Here is an 18,186-nt window from a genome sequence, read left to right as displayed (position 1 = left end):
CGGGCCGGTCCGGCCCCTTCCGGAGGGGTGCGGACAGGGCCGTGCCGAACCGCACCTACTGGCGAGTAACCAGGGCCGCGTGCCCCGGTCCCGCGAGGTCGCGGTTAACCTGCGTAGTTATGGCCACCGAAGCCCCTGAACCGCTGCCCGCGGACGAGATCGACATCCACACCACCGCGGGCAAGCTCGCCGACCTGCAACGGCGCCGGTACGAAGCCGTCCACGCGGGCTCCGCGCGAGCCGTTGAGAAACAGCACGCCAAAGGCAAGATGACGGCCCGCGAGCGCATCGACGCGCTCCTCGACCCGGGGTCGTTCGTGGAGTTCGACGCCCTGGCCCGACACCGCTCCACGAGCTTCGGGCTGGAGGGCAACCGCCCCTACGGCGACGGTGTCGTCACCGGCCACGGAACCGTCGACGGGCGCCCCGTCGCCGTCTTCAGCCAGGACGTCACCGTCTTCGGCGGCTCCCTCGGCGAGGTCTACGGCGAGAAGATCGTCAAGGTCCTCGACCACGCCCTCACCAACGGCTGCCCCGTCGTGGGCATCAACGAGGGCGGCGGCGCGCGCATCCAGGAGGGCGTCGTCGCGCTGGGCCTGTACGCGGAGATCTTCAAGCGCAACACCCATGCCTCGGGCGTCATCCCGCAGATCTCCCTCATCATGGGGGCCGCCGCGGGCGGACACGTCTACTCCCCCGCCCTCACCGACTTCGTGGTGATGGTGGACGAGACCTCGCAGATGTTCATCACCGGCCCCGACGTCATCAAGACCGTCACCGGCGAGGACGTCTCCATGGAGGACCTGGGCGGGGCGCGCGCCCACAGCACCAGGTCGGGTGTGGCCCACTACATGGGCGCCGACGAACAGGACGCCATCGACTACGTCCGCACCCTGCTCTCGCACCTGCCCGACAACAACCTGGAGGAGGCGCCGGTCCTGGCGCCCGAGGACGACCCCGGCGACGAGGTCACCGACACCGACCTGGCCCTGGACACCTTCATCCCGGACTCGGCCAACCAACCGTACGACATGCGGACCGTCGTCGAGGCCGTCCTGGACGACGGCGAGTTCCTGGAGGTCCACGCCCGGTTCGCCACCAACATGGTGGTGGGCTTCGGCCGCGTGGACGGCCGTTCCGTCGGCATCGTCGCCAACCAGCCCATGAGCTTCGCGGGCTGCCTGGACATCGACGCCTCCGAGAAGGCCGCGCGCTTCGTGCGCACCTGCGACGCCTTCAACGTCCCCGTCCTCACCTTCGTGGACGTGCCCGGCTTCCTGCCCGGCACCGACCAGGAGTGGGACGGCATCATCCGGCGCGGCGCCAAGCTGCTGTACGCCTACGCCGAGGCCACCGTGCCGCTGATCACCGTGATCACCCGCAAGGCCTTCGGCGGCGCCTACGACGTCATGGGGTCCAAGCACCTGGGCGCGGACGTCAACCTGGCCTGGCCCACCGCGCAGATCGCGGTCATGGGCGCCCAGGGCGCGGTGAACATCCTGCACAGGCGCACCCTCGCCGCCGCCGACGACGTCGAGGCCGAGCGCGCCCGGCTCGTCCGCGAGTACGAGGACACCCTGCTCAACCCCTTCTCCGCAGCGGAGCGGGGATACGTGGACGGCGTCATCATGCCGTCCGAGACCCGGGGCCAGATCTCCAAGGCCCTCCGGGCGCTGCGGAACAAGCGCAAGCAGCTGCCCCCCAAGAAGCACGGGAACATCCCGCTGTGAGCGCGCCGAAGAACCCGCCGCACCTGGTCGTCGTCCGGGGCGAGCCGACCGCGGAGGAGGTCGCGGTCCTCACCGCCGTCCTCGCCGCGCGCGCGAACGCCGCCCGCGCCGCCTCCGACGCGCCCGGGGAGGACCGGCGCCCCTCGGGGTGGGGGGACCGCTCCCGGAACATGCGCGCCCCGCTGCGCCCCGGGCCCGGGGCCTGGCGCCTGAGCACGAGGTGACGGTCCCCGTGCTCCACCACCACCCAGACGTCGCAGGGAGCGGCCGGTGCGCCTCCGCCCCACGCCACAGCAGAAGGACTTCCCACCGTGCGTAAAGTACTGATCGCCAACCGCGGCGAGATCGCCGTGCGCATCGCCCGCGCCTGCGCGGACGCCGGACTGGCCAGCGTCGCCGTCTACGCCGAGCCCGACCTGGACGCCCTCCACGTCAAGCTCGCCGACGAGGCCCACTCCCTCGGCGGGTCGACCCCGGCCGACTCCTACCTGGACATCGCCAAGCTCCTGGCCGTGGCCGCCGCCTCGGGCGCCGACGCCGTCCACCCCGGCTACGGTTTCCTGGCCGAGAACGCCGACTTCGCCCAGGCGGTCATCGACGCCGGCCTGACCTGGATCGGCCCGCCGCCCTCGGCCATCACCGCCCTGGGCGACAAGGTGCAGGCCCGCCACATCGCGCAGAAGGTCGGCGCGCCCCTGGTCGCGGGCACCCCCGACCCGGTGGAGTCGGCCGAGGAGGTCGTGGCCTTCGCCGCCGAGCACGGGCTGCCCATCGCGATCAAGGCCGCCTTCGGCGGCGGCGGGCGCGGGCTCAAGGTCGCCCACACCCTGGAGGAGGTCCCCGACGCCTACGAGTCCGCGGTGCGCGAGGCCGTGACCGCGTTCGGGCGCGGGGAGTGCTTCGTGGAGCGCTACCTGGACCGGCCCCGGCACGTGGAGACCCAGTGCCTGGCCGATACCCACGGCAACGTCGTGGTGGTCTCCACCCGCGACTGCTCGCTCCAGCGCCGCCACCAGAAGCTGGTGGAGGAGGCCCCCGCCCCGTTCCTGTCCGCGGAGCAGACCCGGCAGCTCTACGCCGCCTCCAAGGCCATCCTGGCCGAGGCCGGGTACGTGGGCGCGGGCACGTGCGAGTTCCTGGTCGGGGTGGACGGCACCATCTCCTTCCTGGAGGTCAACACCCGCCTGCAGGTGGAGCACCCGGTGACCGAGGAGGTCACCGGCATCGACCTGGTCAGGGAGATGTTCCGGATCGCCGACGGCGAGGAGCTGGGCTTCGGCGACCCCGAGATCCGCGGGCACTCCTTCGAGTTCCGCATCAACGCCGAGGACCCCGGGCGGGGCTTCATGCCCGCCCCGGGCACCATCACCGGGCTGAAGCTGCCCGGCGGCCCGGGGGTGCGGGTGGACACCGGCTGCGAGGCCGGGTTCACCGTCCCCCAGGCCTTCGACTCCATGGTCGCCAAGCTGATCGTGTCCGGGCGCACGCGCGCCGAGGCGCTGGCCCGCTCGCGCCGTGCGCTGGCCGAGTTCGAGGTGGGCGGGATGCCCACGGTGATCCCGTTCCACCAGGCGGTCGTGGAGGACGAGGCGTTCGCGCCCGCCGACCCCGCCCAGCCGTTCGGGGTGTACACGCGGTGGATCGAGACCGAGTTCGACAACACGATCGCGCCGTGGTCGGGCGCCCCCGGCGAGGCGGAGCAGGCCGGGCGCGAGAGCGTCACGGTGGAGGTGGGCGGCAGGCGGATCGAGGTGGTGCTCCCCGCGGGGCTGGGCGCCTCGGCCCAGGCCCCCGCCCCGGGCGCGGACAGGCGCAAGCGCTCCTCGCGCAGGGGCGGTGCGGGCGCGGCGGCCGCGAGCGGCGACTCCCTGGTCTCGCCGATGCAGGGCACCGTGGTCAAGGTCGTGGCCCGGGAGGGGCAGAGCGTGGCCGAGGGCGAGACCGTGGTCGTCATCGAGGCGATGAAGATGGAGCAGCCCCTGACCGCCCACAGGGCCGGGACGATCCGCGGCCTCAAGGTGTCCGCCGGGGAGACCGTGGGCAACGGCGCGGTGGTCTGCGAGATCGAGGACGCCTAGGACGCCTGGCCCACGGCCGACGGGAGCACGCGGGGGAGGCGCCGGCCGGCGCCTCCCTCATGCGTCACGCCCCGCCGAGCTCCCCCTCCCGGCACGGGAGACGCGGGTCAGGTCGATGTCCAGGTCGCACGGCGCGCTGGTCCTGAGCCGCTCCCGGTACACGGTCAGATTCCCGTACTTCTTGTTGACCGGATCGAGTTCGTAGGCGTACACCACCGCTTCCATGTGCGCTTCCTCCTCGACGAGCCAGAAGTGGGGGATCCCCGCCTCCGCGTAGAGCTGTGGCTTGCGCTCGTGGTCACGCACCTCGGGCTCCGGAGAGATCACCTCGACCGCCAACGCGACGAGCTGCGGTTCGATCCAGGTGTCGTGCACCCCCTGCCCGTCGCCTTCGCGGACGAGCATGAGATCGGGTTCGGGCCTCTGCCGCTCGGCGAACCTGACCGTCATCTCCCGGTACGTCACCATGTCCTCGGGGACCTGGGCGTCCAACTGCTGTTCGAGCAGTTTGAGCACGAACATGTGAAAGCGCTTCTGGGGGCTCACCAGTACCGGGCTTCCGTCGATGAGTTCGGTGTGCGGCGGAAGATCCGGGATGCGGTCGAGGTCGTCGGCGGTGAAGCCCCGCCGGGGCGGCATCGGAATCGTCACCTCACCGAACTCGGAGACCAGGATTTCGGCCACGGTGGGAACAGACATGTCGCCGCCTCCGTTCGTCGGATCGTTCTCGTCGCCCACGGTAGCCATCACTGTCACTCCGTCACGGTGGTTTCCACGGATCCTTCCCCGGATCCGGCGATCCACGTGATCCTCGCCCCATCCGGACGGAGCGGAAGGTCGAAAAAGCCCACGGTGTCGACAGTGTGGCCCCTGGGACAGCAAGACGTCGACACACATGTATGGAATAAGTAAGGGATCGAGGCTATTGTCCTTGATCGTGACGAACATCTGGGGACTGACACGAAGGTGGCACATCGACCTGTGCCGCCGCGGCTGTCAGGCGTGTAGCTAGGTCCACGCGCGCCCGTCCGGGCAGCGCGCCGCACACCCGTACCCACCATCCGTCACCTTCCCACTGGTGATCCCGCCATTCCCCGAGCCGGGGCCGCGTCCCACCGCGCCGACCGCGTCGTCGTGCGCTCCTCCGGCTGCCTTCACCACCTGGAGTCACATCCCGTGTCCGCACAGAGCACCGAAGCGCCCACGAAGCGCAGAGGCTTCCGTTTCCCGTTCGCGGCCCAGGTCCTCCTCGGCCTGGTCCTCGGCGTCGTCCTCGGCGTCGTCGCCTTCCAGATCGGCCCGGTCGGCGAGGCGGGCGACCCGAACTGGCTCGCCGTCACCCTCGAGACCATCGGCTCGACGTTCGTCACGCTGCTCCGGACGATCGTTCCTCCGCTGATCGTCCTGGCCGTCATCTCCTCCATCGCCAACCTGCGCAACGTCACCAACGCCGCGCGCCTGGCCTGGAAGACCCTGCTCTGGTTCGGCGCCACCGCCCTGATCGCCGTGGCCATCGCCATCGGCCTCGGGCTGACCATCCGGCCCGGCCTCAACAGCGCGGTCGACGGCGCCAGCGCGGGCGACCCGTCCGGCACCGGCTCCTGGCTGGCGTTCATCGAGAGCATCGTCCCGGCCAACTTCCTCGGCCTGGCGGCGGACACCTCGGTCGCGGACGACGGGACCGTCAGCACCTCGCTGGGCTTCAACGTCCTCCAGCTGATCGTCATCGCCATCGTCCTGGGCATCGCCGCCGTCAAGGTCGGCAAGGCCGCCGAGCCCTTCATCGCCTTCACCGCCTCCGCGCTGGAGGTCGTGCTCAAGGCCCTGTGGTGGGTCATCCGCCTGGCCCCGATCGGCACCGTGGGCCTGCTGGGCAACGCCGTGTACAGCTACGGCTGGACCACCATCGGCGCCCTCGGCAAGTTCACGCTGACCATCTACATCGGCCTCGCCCTGGTGCTGTTCGTCGTCTACCCGGTGATCGCCCGGCTCAACGGCCTGTCCCCGGCGAAGTACTTCAGCGGCGCCTGGCCCGCCATCCAGCTCGGCTTCGTGTCCCGCTCCTCCATGGGCACCATGCCCGTGACCCAGCGGGTCACCGAGCAGAACCTGGGCGTGCCGCGCTACTACTCGGCGTTCGCCGTCCCGTTCGGCGCCACCACCAAGATGGACGGCTGCGCCGCGATCTACCCGGCGATCTCGGCGATCTTCATCGCCCAGTTCTTCGGGATCGACCTCGGCGTCACCGACTACCTGCTGATCGTGTTCGTCTCGGTCATCGGCTCCGCCGCGACCGCCGGCACCACCGGCGCGACCGTCATGCTGACCCTGACCCTGTCCACGCTGGGCCTGCCCCTGGAGGGCGTCGGCCTGCTGCTGGCCGTCGACCCGATCCTGGACATGGGCCGCACCGCGGTCAACGTCGCCGGCCAGGCGCTGGTCCCGACCGTCGTCGCCAAGCGCGAGGGCATCCTGGACCTGGACCGCTACAACACCAGCCCCGACGCCTCCGGCTTCGTGCCGCTGGACGAGCCCGCGGCCGGGTCCGACACCGCCGACGCGGACGACGCGGGCACGGAGGCCGACAGGGAGGCCGCCGCGAGCGGCGCCTCCGCCAGGGGCTGACACCCGCACCCCCTGTCGACGGGGCCCGCCGGATCCCGGCGGGCCCCGTCGCGTTCCGGGGCGGGCCCCGTCAAGTTCCGGGGCGGGCGTAGTCTGGTGTGAACGGCTCAGGTGAGAACGGGCACAGCGGGAACTGTCGGGGACCGTCGTTCGTCCGAGTCAGTGAGGTAAGGCGAGAGGAACGACATGTTGCGCCGCTTGGTAACACCCGCAGTGCTGACCGCCGGTTTCACGGCGGCGGTGGTGAGCACCTCGGTGGTGCCCGCCTCGGCCGACGCGCGGCCGGAGCTACCAGAGACCCAGGCCGTCGTCGAGGAGCTCGAGGGCGACGGCGTCTTCATCGACCCGAGCATCGACGCGATCCCCTCCGCCGAGGAGGGCGCCCTGGAGACGGCCTCCGCCGACTCGGAGATCCCCGTCTACTACGTGATCCTCCCCTCGGACGCGGTCGCCTCCCAGACCGGCCTCGACGCCCTCATGAACCCGGTCATGGAGGACGTCGGCGACGGCGTCTACGCCGTGTTCGCCGGCAGCCAGGACTTCGTGGTCCTCTCCCCGAACATCGAGGACACCGCGGGCATCCGGGAGATCGCCGTCCAGGAGGGCCAGGGCAACCAGGTCGACACCCTGGCCGCCGTCCCCGACGCGGCCCAGCAGCTGGAGGACGCCGAGGCCGCCGGCGCCACCTCCGGACTGGTCCTGCTCGGCGTCCTCGTCCTCGTCGTGGCGGCGGGCGCCCTCTTCGTCCGCAACAGCCGCAGGAAGCGCGCCGCCGAGAAGGCCAAGCAGCTCCAGGAGATCAAGCAGATGGCGACCGAGGACGTCGTCCGGCTGGGCGAGGACGTCTCCCGGCTGGAGATCGACGTGTCCAAGGTCGACGACGCCACACGCGAGGACTACTCGCAGGCCATGGACGCCTACGACCAGGCCAAGACGCTGCTCGACACCATCCAGGAGCCCGAGCAGGTCCGGATGGTCACCAGCGCCCTGGAGGACGGCCGCTACTACATGGCCTCCACCCGGGCGCGCATGAACGGCGAGCCGGTTCCCTCGCGGCGCGGCCCCTGCTTCTTCAACCCGCAGCACGGACCCTCCGTGGAGGACGTCGCCTGGGCCCCGCCCGGCGGCGCGCCCCGCGAGGTCACCGCGTGCGCGGCCTGCGCGGAGGCGGTGCGCGTCGGCGGCCAGCCCGACGTGCGCCTGGTCGAGGTCAACGGCGAGCGCCGGCCGTACTACGACGCCGGTCCGGCCTACTCCCCCTACGCCAGCGGCTACTTCGGCACCGACATGATGATGGGCATGTTCACCGGCATGATGATGGGCTCCATGATGGGGTCGATGATGGGCATGGGCATGGGAATGGGCATGGGCGGCGGAGACGTCGCGGCCGAGGGCGACATGGGCGGGGGCGACATGGGCGACTTCGGCGGTGGCGGCGACATGGGCGACTTCGGGGGCTTCGACTTCTGACCCCGCCCGCACCGCGCACCGCGCGTAGGACACCGAGGGCCCCGGGCGCACGCCCGGGGCCCTCCTGCGTCTGCGGGGCTCAGCCCGCGGCGGCCTCCGCCTCGGCGAGCCCCTCGATCCACCGGCACACGGCGTCCGCGGTGTCGGCGGGGGCGGTGTGCGTGGTGTCGACCAGGGTCATCGGCGGGTCCAGGCGTGCGGCCTCGGCCGCCACCCAGGCCGCGAAGTCGGCGTTGTCGTCGATCCGCTCCTCGTCCCACTCCCGCCAGGCGGGGCGGGCGCGCAGGCGCTCGGCCAGGGCGCCGGGTTCGCAGGACAGCGCCAGGTAGTGGATGTCCGTGAACAGGGCGCGCTCCGGCAGGGGCTCGAACTCCGGGGGCACGACGGTTCCGCACAGCACGACGGGGCGCCCGCTCTGCTGCACCATGGCCGCGGTGCGCAGCCAGGTGGAGCGGAAGTGCCGGTGGTGGCCCTCGGGGTCGCGGAGCCCGCTGACCCACAGCAGGTCCTGTTCGAGCACGACGAAGCGGTCCCTGAGGCGTTCGAGGAGCAGTCCGGCGATGGTGGACTTACCGGTGCCGCTCGGGCCGGAGACGCAGTAGAGGGGCATGCGGAGGAAGGGGCGGGTGCGCCCGCAGGAGGCGCAGCGCAGCACGGAGACCCCCGCGCCGGTGTCGGGGGTCTCGTCCCATTCCCCGCAGTGTGTACAGATCAGCGGGTGCATGGATGGTTCGGCTGTACTAGTCGAAGAGTTGTTCCAGGAATCCCTTGCGGCGGCCGCGGTAGGGGCGGGGCGAGTCCCGGTAGCCGCGCGGGGAGTCCTGGTACCCCCCTCGGTAGCCACCGGGGGAGTCGGGGTAGCCCGCTCCGCGGTGCGGCCGGGCGAGTGGCGGGGCGGGGCGCGGGGAGTGGGGGTCGGGCGGCGGTGCGACGCCGTAGTGGCGCTGCTCGCCGTCGGCGATGCGCTCCAGCTCCCCCCGGTCCAGGAAGATGCCCTGGCAGCCGTCACACCTGTCGATGTGGACGCCTTGACGATCAAACGTTCGCATGGTGCTTTGGCACTTGGGACAGATCACGTCAAGACATTACTCGATTCGTGTCAAAAAGGGTTAAGAAACCGGGGTCCACCGCAAACTTCTTCGTGCGGCGGCCCCGGCGGGGCGGCGCGGACCGGCTCCCCTACTCCGGCGAGGCCAGCATCAGCGAGCGGGCCGCCTCGGTCACGCTGCCCGACAGCGACGGGTACACCGAGAAGGTGTGCGCGATGTCGTCCACCGTCAGGCGCTGCTGCACCGCGATGGACACGCCGAGGATGAGTTCGCTGGCGCGCGGCCCGACGATGACGCCGCCCAGCACGATGCCGGTGTGCTGGCGGCAGATCAGCTTCACGAAGCCGTCGGTGACCTCGTTCATCTTGGCGCGCGGGTTGGTGTTGAGCGGCAGGGTGACCGACCGGCCGTCGATCCGCCCGCTGCGCACGTCGTCCTCGCTCGCCCCCACCGCGGCGAGTTCGGGGTGGGTGAACACCGTGGAGGCCACGGTGGACAGCTTCAGGGGGGACACCGCCTCGCCGAGGGCGTGCCACATGGCGATGCGTCCCTGCATGGCGGCGACGGAGGCCAGCATGTTCACGCCGGTGCAGTCGCCGGCGGCGTACACGCCGGGGACCGTGGTGCGGGAGACCCGGTCGACCTCGACGAACCCGCCCTGGCCCAGGCGGACCCCGGCCTCCTCCAGCCCGAGGTTCTCGGTGTTGGGGATCATGCCGACGGTCATCAGGCAGTGGCTGCCCTCGACGGTGCGGCCGTCCGAGAGGGTGACGAGGACGCCCTTCTCGGTGCGCACGACCGACTCGGCCCGGGTCTGGCTGAGGACGGTCATGCCGCGGCGCATGAAGACCTCCTCCAGCACCTCGGCGGCGTCGGCGTCCTGGGTCGGCATGACGCGCTCGCGCGAGGAGACGAGGGTGACGTCCGATCCGAGCGACTGGTAGGCGCTCGCGAACTCCGCGCCGGTCACGCCCGAGCCGACCACGATCAGCCTCTCCGGGAGCTCCTCCAGGTCGTAGAGGTGGCGCCAGGTGAGGATGCGCTCCCCGTCGGGCTCGGCGGTGGGGAGTTCACGGGGGTGGGCCCCGGTCGCGATGAGGACGACGTCGGCGCGCATGCGCTGGTCCCCGACGGCGACGATGTGGGGGTCGACCAGCCGGGCCTCGCCGGTGACGACCTCGATGCCCTCCTTGTGGAGGCGGGCCCGGGTGTCCTCGGACTGCGCCTGGGCCAGGCGTTTGATCCGGTTGTTCACCTCGTCGATGTCCACGCGGACCGGCGCGGTGGCGGTGCCCGGGATGTGGATGCCCAGGCTCTGGGACTCACGCACGTACGTGGTGCGGGTGGAGGTGGCGATGAGGCTCTTGGAGGGCACGCAGTCGGTGAGGACGCAGGAGCCGCCGATGCCGTCGCGCTCCACCACCGTCACGTCCGCACCGAGCTGCGCTGCGACCAGTGCCGCCTCGTAGCCCCCGGGACCGCCACCGATGATCACGACCTTCGTCACTCTGCCTCACTCCCTCTACGTCGGACCCCCCACGCGCGTTCCCGGTCCGGGCGATATTCGGGCATGGTGGGGCACCGCCAGTTTTCATCGCTTCCTCCTATTGTCGGCCATGTCAACTGGCGAAATCCTCAGGTACCCCCGGTCAGCGGGTCTACGATGTTGCCCGTGTCCATCTACGCCGCGTACGGAACCAATCTCGACCCCGCGCAGATGGCCCGCCGGGCACCGCGCTCACCGCTGTTGACCACGGGCTGGTTGGAGGGTTGGCGGCTGACCTTCGGCGAGGGCCTGCCCGCCGACTCCGGCGCCCTGGCCACGCTGGCGGAGGATCCCGGGCAGCGGGTCTTCGTCGCGCTGTACGACCTCATGGAATGGGACGAACCCCACTTGGACTCGTGGGAGGGCGCCGACCGCAGGGACGGGTTCGGCCCGGGCGCGGGCGCCGCCTGCGCGTACCGCAAGGTCACCGTCCGCGCCCGGACGGCCGACATGGGGACGGTGACGGCCTGGGCCTACGTGCTCGACGCCTACGAGGGCGGTCTGCCCTCGGCGATCCAGCTGGGCCAGCTGGCCGCCGCGGCCGAGAAGGCCGGGGCGCCCGGGTCGTACGTGTCCGACCTGCTGGCCCGCGAGTGCCTGCCCACCGAGCTGTGAGCCCCGTGTCCGCCCGCCCGCCGGGCGGGCGTTGCGTTCCGCCACCGTTGCGCTACCCGGGGGTAGCATCCGTCGTGTGAGCGAATCAGAGCAGCGGGCGACGACCACAGGGGAAGCGAAGGAGCTGGCCGCGACCGCGGCCCAGGACCTGCTCGCCCGGACCGGGGCCGACAGCTTCGACGCGATGGTGGTGCTCGGGTCCGGCTGGGCGGGGGCCGCGGAGACGCTGGGCTCCCCCGACATCGAGTTCGACGCGACCGAGCTGCCCGGTTTCCACGTGCCCGGGGCGGAGGGGCACTCCTCCAGGGTCCGCAGCATGTGGGTGGGCGACAAGCGGGTCGTCGTGTTCATGGGGCGCGTCCACCTCTACGAGGGCTACGGCCCGATGGAGACCGTCCACGCCGTGCGCACCGGGATCGCCGCGGGCGCCGGGACGGCCGTGCTCACGGGATCGGCCGGTTCGCTGCGCACGGACTTCGCCCCGGGGCAGCCGGTCGTGGTCCGGGACCACATCAACCTGACGTCGCTCTCCCCGCTGACCGGTCCCTCCTTCGTCGACCTCTCGGAGGCGTACAGCCCACGGCTGCGCCGGATCGCCCACGAGGTGGACGCCTCCCTCGCCGAGGGCGTGTACGCGGCCACGCTCGGCCCCCAGCTGCAGACGCCGTCCGAGCTGCACGCGCTGCGCCGTTCCGGCGCGGACGTGGTGGGGCGGTCGATCGCCCTGGAGGCCATCGCCGCCGTGGAGTCCGGAGCGGAGGTGCTGGGGCTGGCGATCGTCAGCAACGACGCGGTGGGCGCCGTGCTCGACCCCTTCGAGTCCGACCGCGCGCTGGAGGTCGTCACCCAGCGGGCGCGGAGGCTGGGCGGGCTCCTGAACCGGGTCCTCGCCCGCTCCTGAGGGGCCCCTGGACGGCGCAAGGGCCCGGCACATGTGTGCCGGGCCCTGTCGCGCGTGGGACGCCGTGCCCGGACCCCGTGTCGCGGGGTCCCCGCGGACCCCGACCGCGCGGGTCGTCCGAAGCATCGTGAAGTGGTGGGGCGCCTCCGACCGGGCCCGCCCGGTACCGGCGTGGCGAGCGTACACCCCGAGGCCTTGGGATGGACGGTACCGGCCGCGGTCCGGCCGGAGGCAGTGCTTGCCCCGGTGTCCTCTGTCGCGCGGAATCCCCGCAGATCCCGTTGGACTCGCGACTCCGACACCCTTCTGTACTTCCCGATATTCAGTTGAACCGCGCGTCGCCCTCGGACCGGGGTTCCGGGCCGGTGGCCATCCGCGCGAAGCCCGCCCGCCCGGAACCCTCTCCCTTAGGCATGCCTTACCTAACCAGAACAGGCGGGTGGGCGTCAACCCCCCTGGGGGGGGACGCGTCGGACCCGGCCTCCCCTGCGGGCGGGGAGGCCGGGTCCGGTGCGGTCGGGCGCGCCTCAGGCGAGCAGGAACACCGCCGCGAGCAGCACAGCGGTCGCCACGAGGACCACGATCACCTCGACGGGCACCATCGTCTGCGGCTCGTCCTGCGCCCCGAGCGCGGCCGGCCCCGCCTCGCCCGCGTCCCTGACGGGACCGCTGAGCGGACGGGCCTTGTACCGCTCGGCGTCCTGGCGCAGCTGACGCGCGGCCAGGTCGACCGGCCGCATCGACGCGGGGTCCTCGTCGTCCTGTCCCGGGTCGAGGAAACCCGCGTCCCGGCGCATGTTGTCCCGGACCCGCTGCCGCTTGGTCTCGCGGAGCGGCCAGGAGCGGACGATCCGCCCCGGCGTGTGCACCCTCAGGACGTCGGTGACGTCCACCCACACCACGGCGGACCACGGCACGAAGGTCTCCCGCAGCGGGTTGACGACCCTCATCCCGCGTTCCGTGGAGACCACCCGCGGGCGCAGCCACACCAGGTGGACCGCGGCGATGCTCGCGACCAGCAGGGCTCCGGCGATCCAGGACGAGCGCCCCTCCCCGCGCCAGAGCACGTCCAGCAGGAGCAGGACCGCGATGACGATCCACACGATCGCCGCCGCCCGGGAGAAGGTGGAGTAGTGGCTGGTCGGGTTGGGTCGGTCCATCAGGCCGCCGCCCACTTGAGCTGCGCGAACCCCGGCTTGATGATGCCGTTGATCAGCGCCAGGCGTTCGTCGAACGGCAGGAACGCCGACTTCATGGCGTTGACCGTGAACCACTGGATGTCGTCCCAGCCGTACCCGAAGGCCTCCGAGAGCTTCGCGAACTCCCCGGAGAGGGACGTGCCGCTCTGGAGGCGGTTGTCGGTGTTGACGGTGACCCGGAAGCGCAGGTCGTGCAGGAGCCCGATCGGGTGCGAGGCGATGGACTCGGCGGCCCCCGTCTGCACGTTGGAGCTGGGGCACATCTCCAGCGGCACGCGCTTGTCGCGCACGTACTGGGCGAGGCGGCCCAGCCGCGGGGCGCCGTTCCCGCCGGAGTCGATGTCGTCGATGATGCGGACGCCGTGTCCGAGGCGGTCGCACCCGCACCACTGGAGCGCCTCCCAGATGGAGGGGAGCCCGAACGCCTCGCCCGCGTGGATGGTGAAGTGGAAGTTCTCGCGGCGCAGGTACTCGAAGGCGTCGAGGTGCCGGGTGGGCGGGTTGCCCGCCTCGGCGCCCGCGATGTCGAAGCCGGAGACGCCCGCGTCGCGGTAGCGGACCGCGAGCTCGGCGATCTCCGAGGAGCGGGCTGCGTGCCGCATGGCGGTCACCAGCTGGCCGGTGCGGATGCTGCGGCCGGCCTCGGCCGCGCGCTTCTCCCCCAGCTCCAGGCCCTCCTGGACGGCCTCCACGACCTCCTCCAGGGTGAGGCCGCCCTCCAGGTGCTGTTCGGGGGCGTAGCGCTGCTCGGCGTAGACGACGCCGTCCGCGGCCAGGTCCTCCGCGGCCTCGGCGGCGACGCGCACGAGGGCCTCCCGGGACTGCATGACCGCGGTGGTGTGCGCGAAGGTCTCCAGGTAGCGCTCCAGCGAACCGGAGTCGGAGGCGTCGCGGAACCACCGGCCCAGCTCCGCCGGGTCGTAGGTGGGCAGGTCGGTGTAGCCGGCCTCCCTGGCCAGCTCCACGACGGTGGCCGGGCGCAACCCTCCGTCGAGGTGGTCGTGGAGGAGCACCTTCGGCGCCCGCCGGATCTGCTCAACTGTGAGTGGCTGGTTCATGGATTCAGGATGCCACCAGCCCGGGACGGCCCTCGCCACCCCGGGGGCCCGCGGCGGATCCGTCGGACACCAGGTGGGGGCCGGAACGCGGCGGGCGCCCGGCCCGGAGCCGAGGGGTCCCCGCGCCCGCGGGCGCCCGCGCCGCCGGCCGGGGCGGAGGCCCCGGGACGGGCACGGCGCGGGCGCCCGGGTTCCTCAGGCGAGTGCCTCCTGGCTGTCCGCCCGGGCCCGGGGCTCGGCGGCGTGCCCGAGGGCGGTCAGCGCGGTGGTGACCATGAAGCGGGTGCCCACCCCGATCGCGCGCTCGTCCACGTCGAAGGTGCCCCGGTGCAGGTCCAGCATCGGCCCGTCCCAGTCCGGGGAGTGGGTGCCCAGGCGGGCGAGGGCTCCGGGGACGTTCTCCAGGTACCAGGCGAAGTCCTCGCCCCCCAGGCTCTGCGGCGTGGACGCCGCGGCGTCCGGGCCCAGGGCGAGGCCGACCGCCTCGCGCATGATGTCGACGCTGGTCGCCTCGTTGATGGTGGGGGGCACCCCCCGCCCGTAGGTCACCTCGGCCTCGGCCCCGTACGCGGAGGCCACGGACTCCACCAGGCCCTTGATGATGTCGGGGGCCGAGTGCCACGCCTCGTCGTCCAGGCAGCGCACGGTGCCCTCCGCGACGGCGTCGTCGGGGATGACGTTGGGCGCCGACCCGGCGCTGATGCGGCCCCACACGAGGCTGAAACCGGCCCGCGGGTCGATGCGCCGGGACAGCGCGGCGGGCAGCTCGGTGACGACCTTGCCCATGGCGTAGACCAGGTCGGACGTGAGGTGGGGGCGCGCCGTGTGCCCTCCCGGACCCGAGAGCCGCACCATGAGCTGGTCGCAGGCGGCGGTGATGCCGCCGGTGCGCAGGCCGACCCGGCCGACGGTCAGGCGCGGATCGCAGTGCAGGGCGAAGATCCGGTCGACGCCCTCCATCGCCCCGGCGTTGACCACCTCGACCGCGCCGCCGGGGAGCTCCTCGGCGGGCTGGAAGACCAGCCTGACCCGCCCGGGCAGCGCGCCCGCGCGGTCCTGCTGGGCGAGGAAGACCCCCGTCGCCAGCAGGACCGTCGTGTGCACGTCGTGTCCGCAGGCGTGGGCCGCGCCGGGGACGGTGGAGCGGTAGGGGACGTCCTTCTCGTCGGCGATGGGCAGGGCGTCGATGTCGGCCCGCAGGGCCACGAGCGGCCCGGGGCCCGAGCCGATGTCGCAGACGAGCCCCGTGCCCTGGGGCAGCTCCCGGGGAGTGAGACCGACATCACGCAGCCGTTCGGCGATCCGACCGGTGGTGCGGTGCTCGGCGAAGGCGAGTTCGGGGTGCATGTGCAGGTCCCGGCGGAAGCCCGTGAAGTCCCGCTCACGGCGCGCCAGAAAAGCGGTCAACTGTTCCGGCAGGTCACGTCCCTGCATCCGAGGGTCCCCTCTTCATTCACGTCTTGCGTGCACCGGCTCAGCCCCCGACACCGACCTCCGCGTAAGTGGGACCGCCGTGCAGCTCGGCGGCGAGCATGTCCACGACGTCGTCGAGGGAACCGCCCCCGGCGATGACCGCGCGCTGCCGTTCGTAGGAGGCGCCCTTGTCCAGGGTCTCGGAGACCAGGTCCAGGTCCTCGGCGCAACCCAGGCGGGTCGCGACCGGCTTCAGCTCGCGGACCAGCTCATACAGGTCGTCACGGATCGGAACGGTGGTTCCGTGGGCGTCCGTGATGACACGAGCGTCGAGTCCGTAGCGGGTGGCACGCCACTTGTTGTCCTTCACGAGCCAGGACGGCGGGCTGGGCAGGCCGTACCCGCGGTCGAGCTGGCGATCGAACAACTCCACCAGGCTCTGAGAGAGCGCGGCGGCCATTCCCACCTCGCGCAGGGTGGGAATCCCGTCGAACATCCGGATCTCGATGGTGCCGAAATCCGGGTGAGGACGGATGTCCCACCACACTTCCTTGATAGAGGCGATGGTACCCGCCCTGAGAAGCGTTTCGAGGTATTCCTCGAAAGCCGTCCAGTGCGGCAGGTTCGGAGGCGGCCCGGAAGTGGGGAGCGCCCCGAAGACAACGGACCGCGCGGAGGCCAGACCGGTGTCGTGACCACCCCAAAATGGGCTAGAAGCACTCAAAGCAAGAAAATGAGGTAGATACTTCGCAAGCGCATTCACCATGGGTATGGCCTTCTCCTGGCTGCGCACACCCACGTGAACGTGGACGCCGCAGGTGAGAATGCGCCGGGCCAGCCACTGCATCTGCTCGACGAGTTCGCCGTACCTTTTCCCGGGACTGAGCTCCTGGTCCCGCCAGTCGTCGATGGGATGGGTCCCCGAGCAGGTCAGCGTGGTTCCCCAGGGGGTGAGGACCTCCCGCATCCGGTCGATGTTGCGGCCGAGGTCGCTCTTGGCCTCCTCGACCGTCTCGCAGATGCCGGTCACGACCTCCACCTGCGACTGCATGAGTTCGTGCCGCAGCGGGGGCGAGGCGGCGTCGGAACTGAGCTCGGGGAGCTCGGAGAGGAGTTTCGGCGCCTCCTGCCGCAGGTGCCGGCTGCGCCGGTCCACGAGCTGGAGTTCCCACTCCACCCCGAGCGTCGCGCGTTCGGATGACGTGAATGCGATGCCCATCTGCCCTCCGAGGGGGGTTCGCCGGCCTTCCTGGCCGACGCACGTTCGCGCCCCGGCGAACCGGTCAACCGGGACAGGGGAGGACTACCCTCCGCACACCACCCGCATACGGGACAAGAGTCTCGCAATAACGCGGATTCCCGGGAGGTCCGCTCGCCTCAGGCACCGCCCCCGCGACGGTTGCGCAGGGCCCACGCGGCGGTGCCTGCGGCGCCCGCCGCGCCGATCAGGGACAACGCCCCGGCGACGGCCCGCTGCGCCCGCCGGCGGGCGGCCGGCTTCCTCTCCGGGACCCGCAGGACCGGCGCGGGCCGCGTCCAGTCCATCCCGTTCTCCTCGGGCATGGGCAGGGTCCCCGTGTAGGGGGGAGGCATCGGCAGCCACGTCGCGGTCCACGCGGCGCTGAACATGACCAGGCGCATCACCAGGTTGATCCACACCAGGAGCCCCACCAGGACGGCGAAGGAGGCGTAGACGGGGTTGCCGAGCGTCCCCGAGAGCAGCAGAGCGGCGGCGGCCTTGAGGACCTCGAACCCGGCCGCGCCCAGCAGTGCCCCCCGCCACATCATCCGCGTGGGCCGCCCGCTGCCGGACAGGAGCGAGAAGGCCAGCACGAAGATCCCCATGTTGACCGCGACGGCGATGGCGAGGGCCAGGACGCGCAGCGTCAGGGAGGCCAGGAGGGAGCCGTCCAGGCCCACCAGCGCCAGCAGCCAGTGGGTGGCGGCCTGCGCGACGCTCGTGAACGCCACCGCGAACAGCAGCGCCGCGCCCAGGCCCAGCATGACCAGGATGTCGCCCGCCTTGCGCAGCAGGAAGTTCGGGCCCTCCTTGATGTTCTTCAACCAGATCGAGTGGAGCGCCTCGCGGAGCGCCGACACCGAGTTCAGGCCCGCGTACAGCAGGCCCAGCGTGCCGATGACGCTCGCGCCCACGCGCGCGTTCGCGATCTGCTCGACGGGCAGCTGGTCGGAGAGGCCGGGCAGCACCTCGTCCAGGGCCGTCTGGAGGTAGTCGCCCACCTCGACCTGCATCGACGCCAGGAAGCCCACCGCGGCGAAGGCCAGCGCCAGCAGGGGGAAGAACGACAGGAAGGCGAAATAGGTGACCGCCCCGGCCAGCTGGCTGCCGTTGCGGTCGGCGTAGCGCTCGTAGGCGCGCACGAGGTGGTCCGCCGCCGGCCTCCGGCGCCGCAGTTCCCAGTAGGCGTCCATCGCGAGGTTCCGGTAGTGCCGCGCCGCGTCCGCGGCCCGGTCCCGCCCTGAGGCCAAGGTCCCTCCCCC

General features: G+C 71.9%; 16 protein-coding genes. 7 read left to right on the top strand and 9 right to left on the bottom strand.

What is annotated here, in order from left to right; translation table 11 throughout:
* Positions 1 to 119: 119 nt before the first annotated feature.
* The 3 genes from OUQ99_RS04470 to OUQ99_RS04460 all read left to right on the top strand — a co-directional run bounded on the left by OUQ99_RS04470 (position 120) and on the right by OUQ99_RS04460 (position 3,808).
* Entirely contained in the window at positions 120 to 1,730 is a 1,611-nt protein-coding gene (locus tag OUQ99_RS04470) for an acyl-CoA carboxylase subunit beta (protein WP_267948157.1), read from the top strand.
* Positions 1,727 to 1,954, top strand: coding sequence for an acyl-CoA carboxylase subunit epsilon (locus tag OUQ99_RS04465; protein WP_267948156.1), 228 nt, complete (start codon positions 1,727 to 1,729; stop codon positions 1,952 to 1,954). Before OUQ99_RS04470 ends, OUQ99_RS04465 begins: the two co-directional genes overlap by 4 nt.
* Positions 1,955 to 2,041: 87 nt before the next feature.
* Positions 2,042 to 3,808 carry an acetyl/propionyl/methylcrotonyl-CoA carboxylase subunit alpha gene (locus OUQ99_RS04460; protein WP_267948155.1) on the top strand — a complete coding sequence of 589 codons (1,767 nt, stop codon included), beginning with the start codon at positions 2,042 to 2,044 and terminating at the stop codon, positions 3,806 to 3,808.
* 57 nt (positions 3,809 to 3,865) lie between these two features.
* Here OUQ99_RS04460 and OUQ99_RS04455 read toward each other — a convergent pair whose 3' ends face one another.
* Positions 3,866 to 4,507: a Uma2 family endonuclease gene (locus tag OUQ99_RS04455; RefSeq protein WP_267948154.1), complete on the bottom strand. Its 642-nt coding sequence runs from the start codon at positions 4,505 to 4,507 to the stop codon at positions 3,866 to 3,868.
* 477 nt (positions 4,508 to 4,984) lie between these two features.
* Here OUQ99_RS04455 and OUQ99_RS04450 point away from each other — a divergent pair, with 477 nt between their 5' ends.
* Both OUQ99_RS04450 and OUQ99_RS04445 read left to right on the top strand, forming a co-directional pair.
* Positions 4,985 to 6,433, top strand: coding sequence for a dicarboxylate/amino acid:cation symporter (locus OUQ99_RS04450; RefSeq protein WP_267948153.1), 1,449 nt, complete (start codon positions 4,985 to 4,987; stop codon positions 6,431 to 6,433).
* A 213-nt stretch (positions 6,434 to 6,646) separates the two neighbouring features.
* Entirely contained in the window at positions 6,647 to 7,903 is a 1,257-nt protein-coding gene (locus OUQ99_RS04445) for a chemotaxis protein CheA (RefSeq protein ID WP_267950248.1), read from the top strand.
* Between the two features lie 79 nt (positions 7,904 to 7,982).
* Here the strand turns inward: OUQ99_RS04445 and OUQ99_RS04440 are convergent, their stop codons facing one another.
* The 3 genes from OUQ99_RS04440 to OUQ99_RS04430 all read right to left on the bottom strand — a co-directional run bounded on the left by OUQ99_RS04440 (position 7,983) and on the right by OUQ99_RS04430 (position 10,459).
* Positions 7,983 to 8,627: an AAA family ATPase gene (locus tag OUQ99_RS04440; RefSeq protein WP_267948152.1), complete on the bottom strand. Its 645-nt coding sequence runs from the start codon at positions 8,625 to 8,627 to the stop codon at positions 7,983 to 7,985.
* Positions 8,628 to 8,643: 16 nt separating this feature from the next.
* Entirely contained in the window at positions 8,644 to 8,979 is a 336-nt protein-coding gene (locus OUQ99_RS04435) for a zf-TFIIB domain-containing protein (RefSeq protein WP_267948151.1), read from the bottom strand.
* A 103-nt stretch (positions 8,980 to 9,082) separates the two neighbouring features.
* Positions 9,083 to 10,459 (bottom strand): NAD(P)H-quinone dehydrogenase, encoded by a 1,377-nt coding sequence (locus OUQ99_RS04430; RefSeq protein ID WP_267948150.1) that lies wholly within the window; start codon positions 10,457 to 10,459, stop codon positions 9,083 to 9,085.
* Between the two features lie 156 nt (positions 10,460 to 10,615).
* Between OUQ99_RS04430 and OUQ99_RS04425 the strand changes: the two genes are divergently transcribed.
* Together OUQ99_RS04425 and OUQ99_RS04420 are read left to right on the top strand one after the other, a co-directional pair.
* The gene (locus tag OUQ99_RS04425; RefSeq protein ID WP_431061480.1) at positions 10,616 to 11,113 is read left to right on the top strand and encodes a gamma-glutamylcyclotransferase family protein; all 498 of its coding nucleotides are present in this window, start codon (positions 10,616 to 10,618) and stop codon (positions 11,111 to 11,113) included.
* Positions 11,114 to 11,189: 76 nt separating this feature from the next.
* On the top strand, positions 11,190 to 12,014 hold the full coding sequence (locus OUQ99_RS04420) for a purine-nucleoside phosphorylase (protein ID WP_267948148.1): 825 nt from the start codon (positions 11,190 to 11,192) through the stop codon (positions 12,012 to 12,014).
* 527 nt (positions 12,015 to 12,541) lie between these two features.
* Here OUQ99_RS04420 and OUQ99_RS04415 read toward each other — a convergent pair.
* From OUQ99_RS04415 to OUQ99_RS04395, 5 genes are all read right to left on the bottom strand, one after another.
* The gene (locus OUQ99_RS04415) at positions 12,542 to 13,174 is read right to left on the bottom strand and encodes a PH domain-containing protein (RefSeq protein WP_267948147.1); all 633 of its coding nucleotides are present in this window, start codon (positions 13,172 to 13,174) and stop codon (positions 12,542 to 12,544) included.
* A complete protein-coding gene (locus tag OUQ99_RS04410) occupies positions 13,174 to 14,271 on the bottom strand; it encodes an adenosine deaminase (protein ID WP_267948146.1) in 1,098 nt (365 codons plus the stop codon). Before OUQ99_RS04410 ends, OUQ99_RS04415 begins: the two co-directional genes overlap by 1 nt.
* A gap of 195 nt (positions 14,272 to 14,466) precedes the next feature.
* Positions 14,467 to 15,705 (bottom strand): M20 family metallopeptidase, encoded by a 1,239-nt coding sequence (locus OUQ99_RS04405; RefSeq protein ID WP_267948145.1) that lies wholly within the window; start codon positions 15,703 to 15,705, stop codon positions 14,467 to 14,469.
* A gap of 40 nt (positions 15,706 to 15,745) precedes the next feature.
* Positions 15,746 to 16,903 (bottom strand): glutamate--cysteine ligase, encoded by a 1,158-nt coding sequence (locus OUQ99_RS04400; protein ID WP_267948144.1) that lies wholly within the window; start codon positions 16,901 to 16,903, stop codon positions 15,746 to 15,748.
* A gap of 158 nt (positions 16,904 to 17,061) precedes the next feature.
* Positions 17,062 to 18,174, bottom strand: coding sequence for a YihY/virulence factor BrkB family protein (locus tag OUQ99_RS04395; RefSeq protein WP_267948143.1), 1,113 nt, complete (start codon positions 18,172 to 18,174; stop codon positions 17,062 to 17,064).
* Between the last annotated feature and the right edge of the window lie 12 nt (positions 18,175 to 18,186).

It is taken from the genome of Streptomonospora nanhaiensis, assembly GCF_026642255.1.
In the GTDB taxonomy this organism is placed as follows: domain Bacteria; phylum Actinomycetota; class Actinomycetes; order Streptosporangiales; family Streptosporangiaceae; genus Nocardiopsis; species Nocardiopsis tropica.
The sequence above is the reverse complement of the archived record's forward strand: the minus strand, read 5'-3'. Positions and strand labels throughout refer to the sequence as shown.

Coding starts and splice junctions, on each gene's coding strand:
- OUQ99_RS04470 (WP_267948157.1), top strand. CDS start 120: ATGGCCACCGAAGCCCCTGAACCGCTGCCCGCGGACGAGATCGACATC.
- OUQ99_RS04455 (WP_267948154.1), bottom strand. CDS start 4,507: ATGTCTGTTCCCACCGTGGCCGAAATCCTGGTCTCCGAGTTCGGTGAG.
- OUQ99_RS04440 (WP_267948152.1), bottom strand. CDS start 8,627: ATGCACCCGCTGATCTGTACACACTGCGGGGAATGGGACGAGACCCCC.
- OUQ99_RS04425 (WP_431061480.1), top strand. CDS start 10,616: ATGTTGCCCGTGTCCATCTACGCCGCGTACGGAACCAATCTCGACCCC.
- OUQ99_RS04415 (WP_267948147.1), bottom strand. CDS start 13,174: ATGGACCGACCCAACCCGACCAGCCACTACTCCACCTTCTCCCGGGCG.
- OUQ99_RS04410 (WP_267948146.1), bottom strand. CDS start 14,271: ATGAACCAGCCACTCACAGTTGAGCAGATCCGGCGGGCGCCGAAGGTG.
- OUQ99_RS04405 (WP_267948145.1), bottom strand. CDS start 15,705: ATGCAGGGACGTGACCTGCCGGAACAGTTGACCGCTTTTCTGGCGCGC.
- OUQ99_RS04400 (WP_267948144.1), bottom strand. CDS start 16,903: ATGGGCATCGCATTCACGTCATCCGAACGCGCGACGCTCGGGGTGGAG.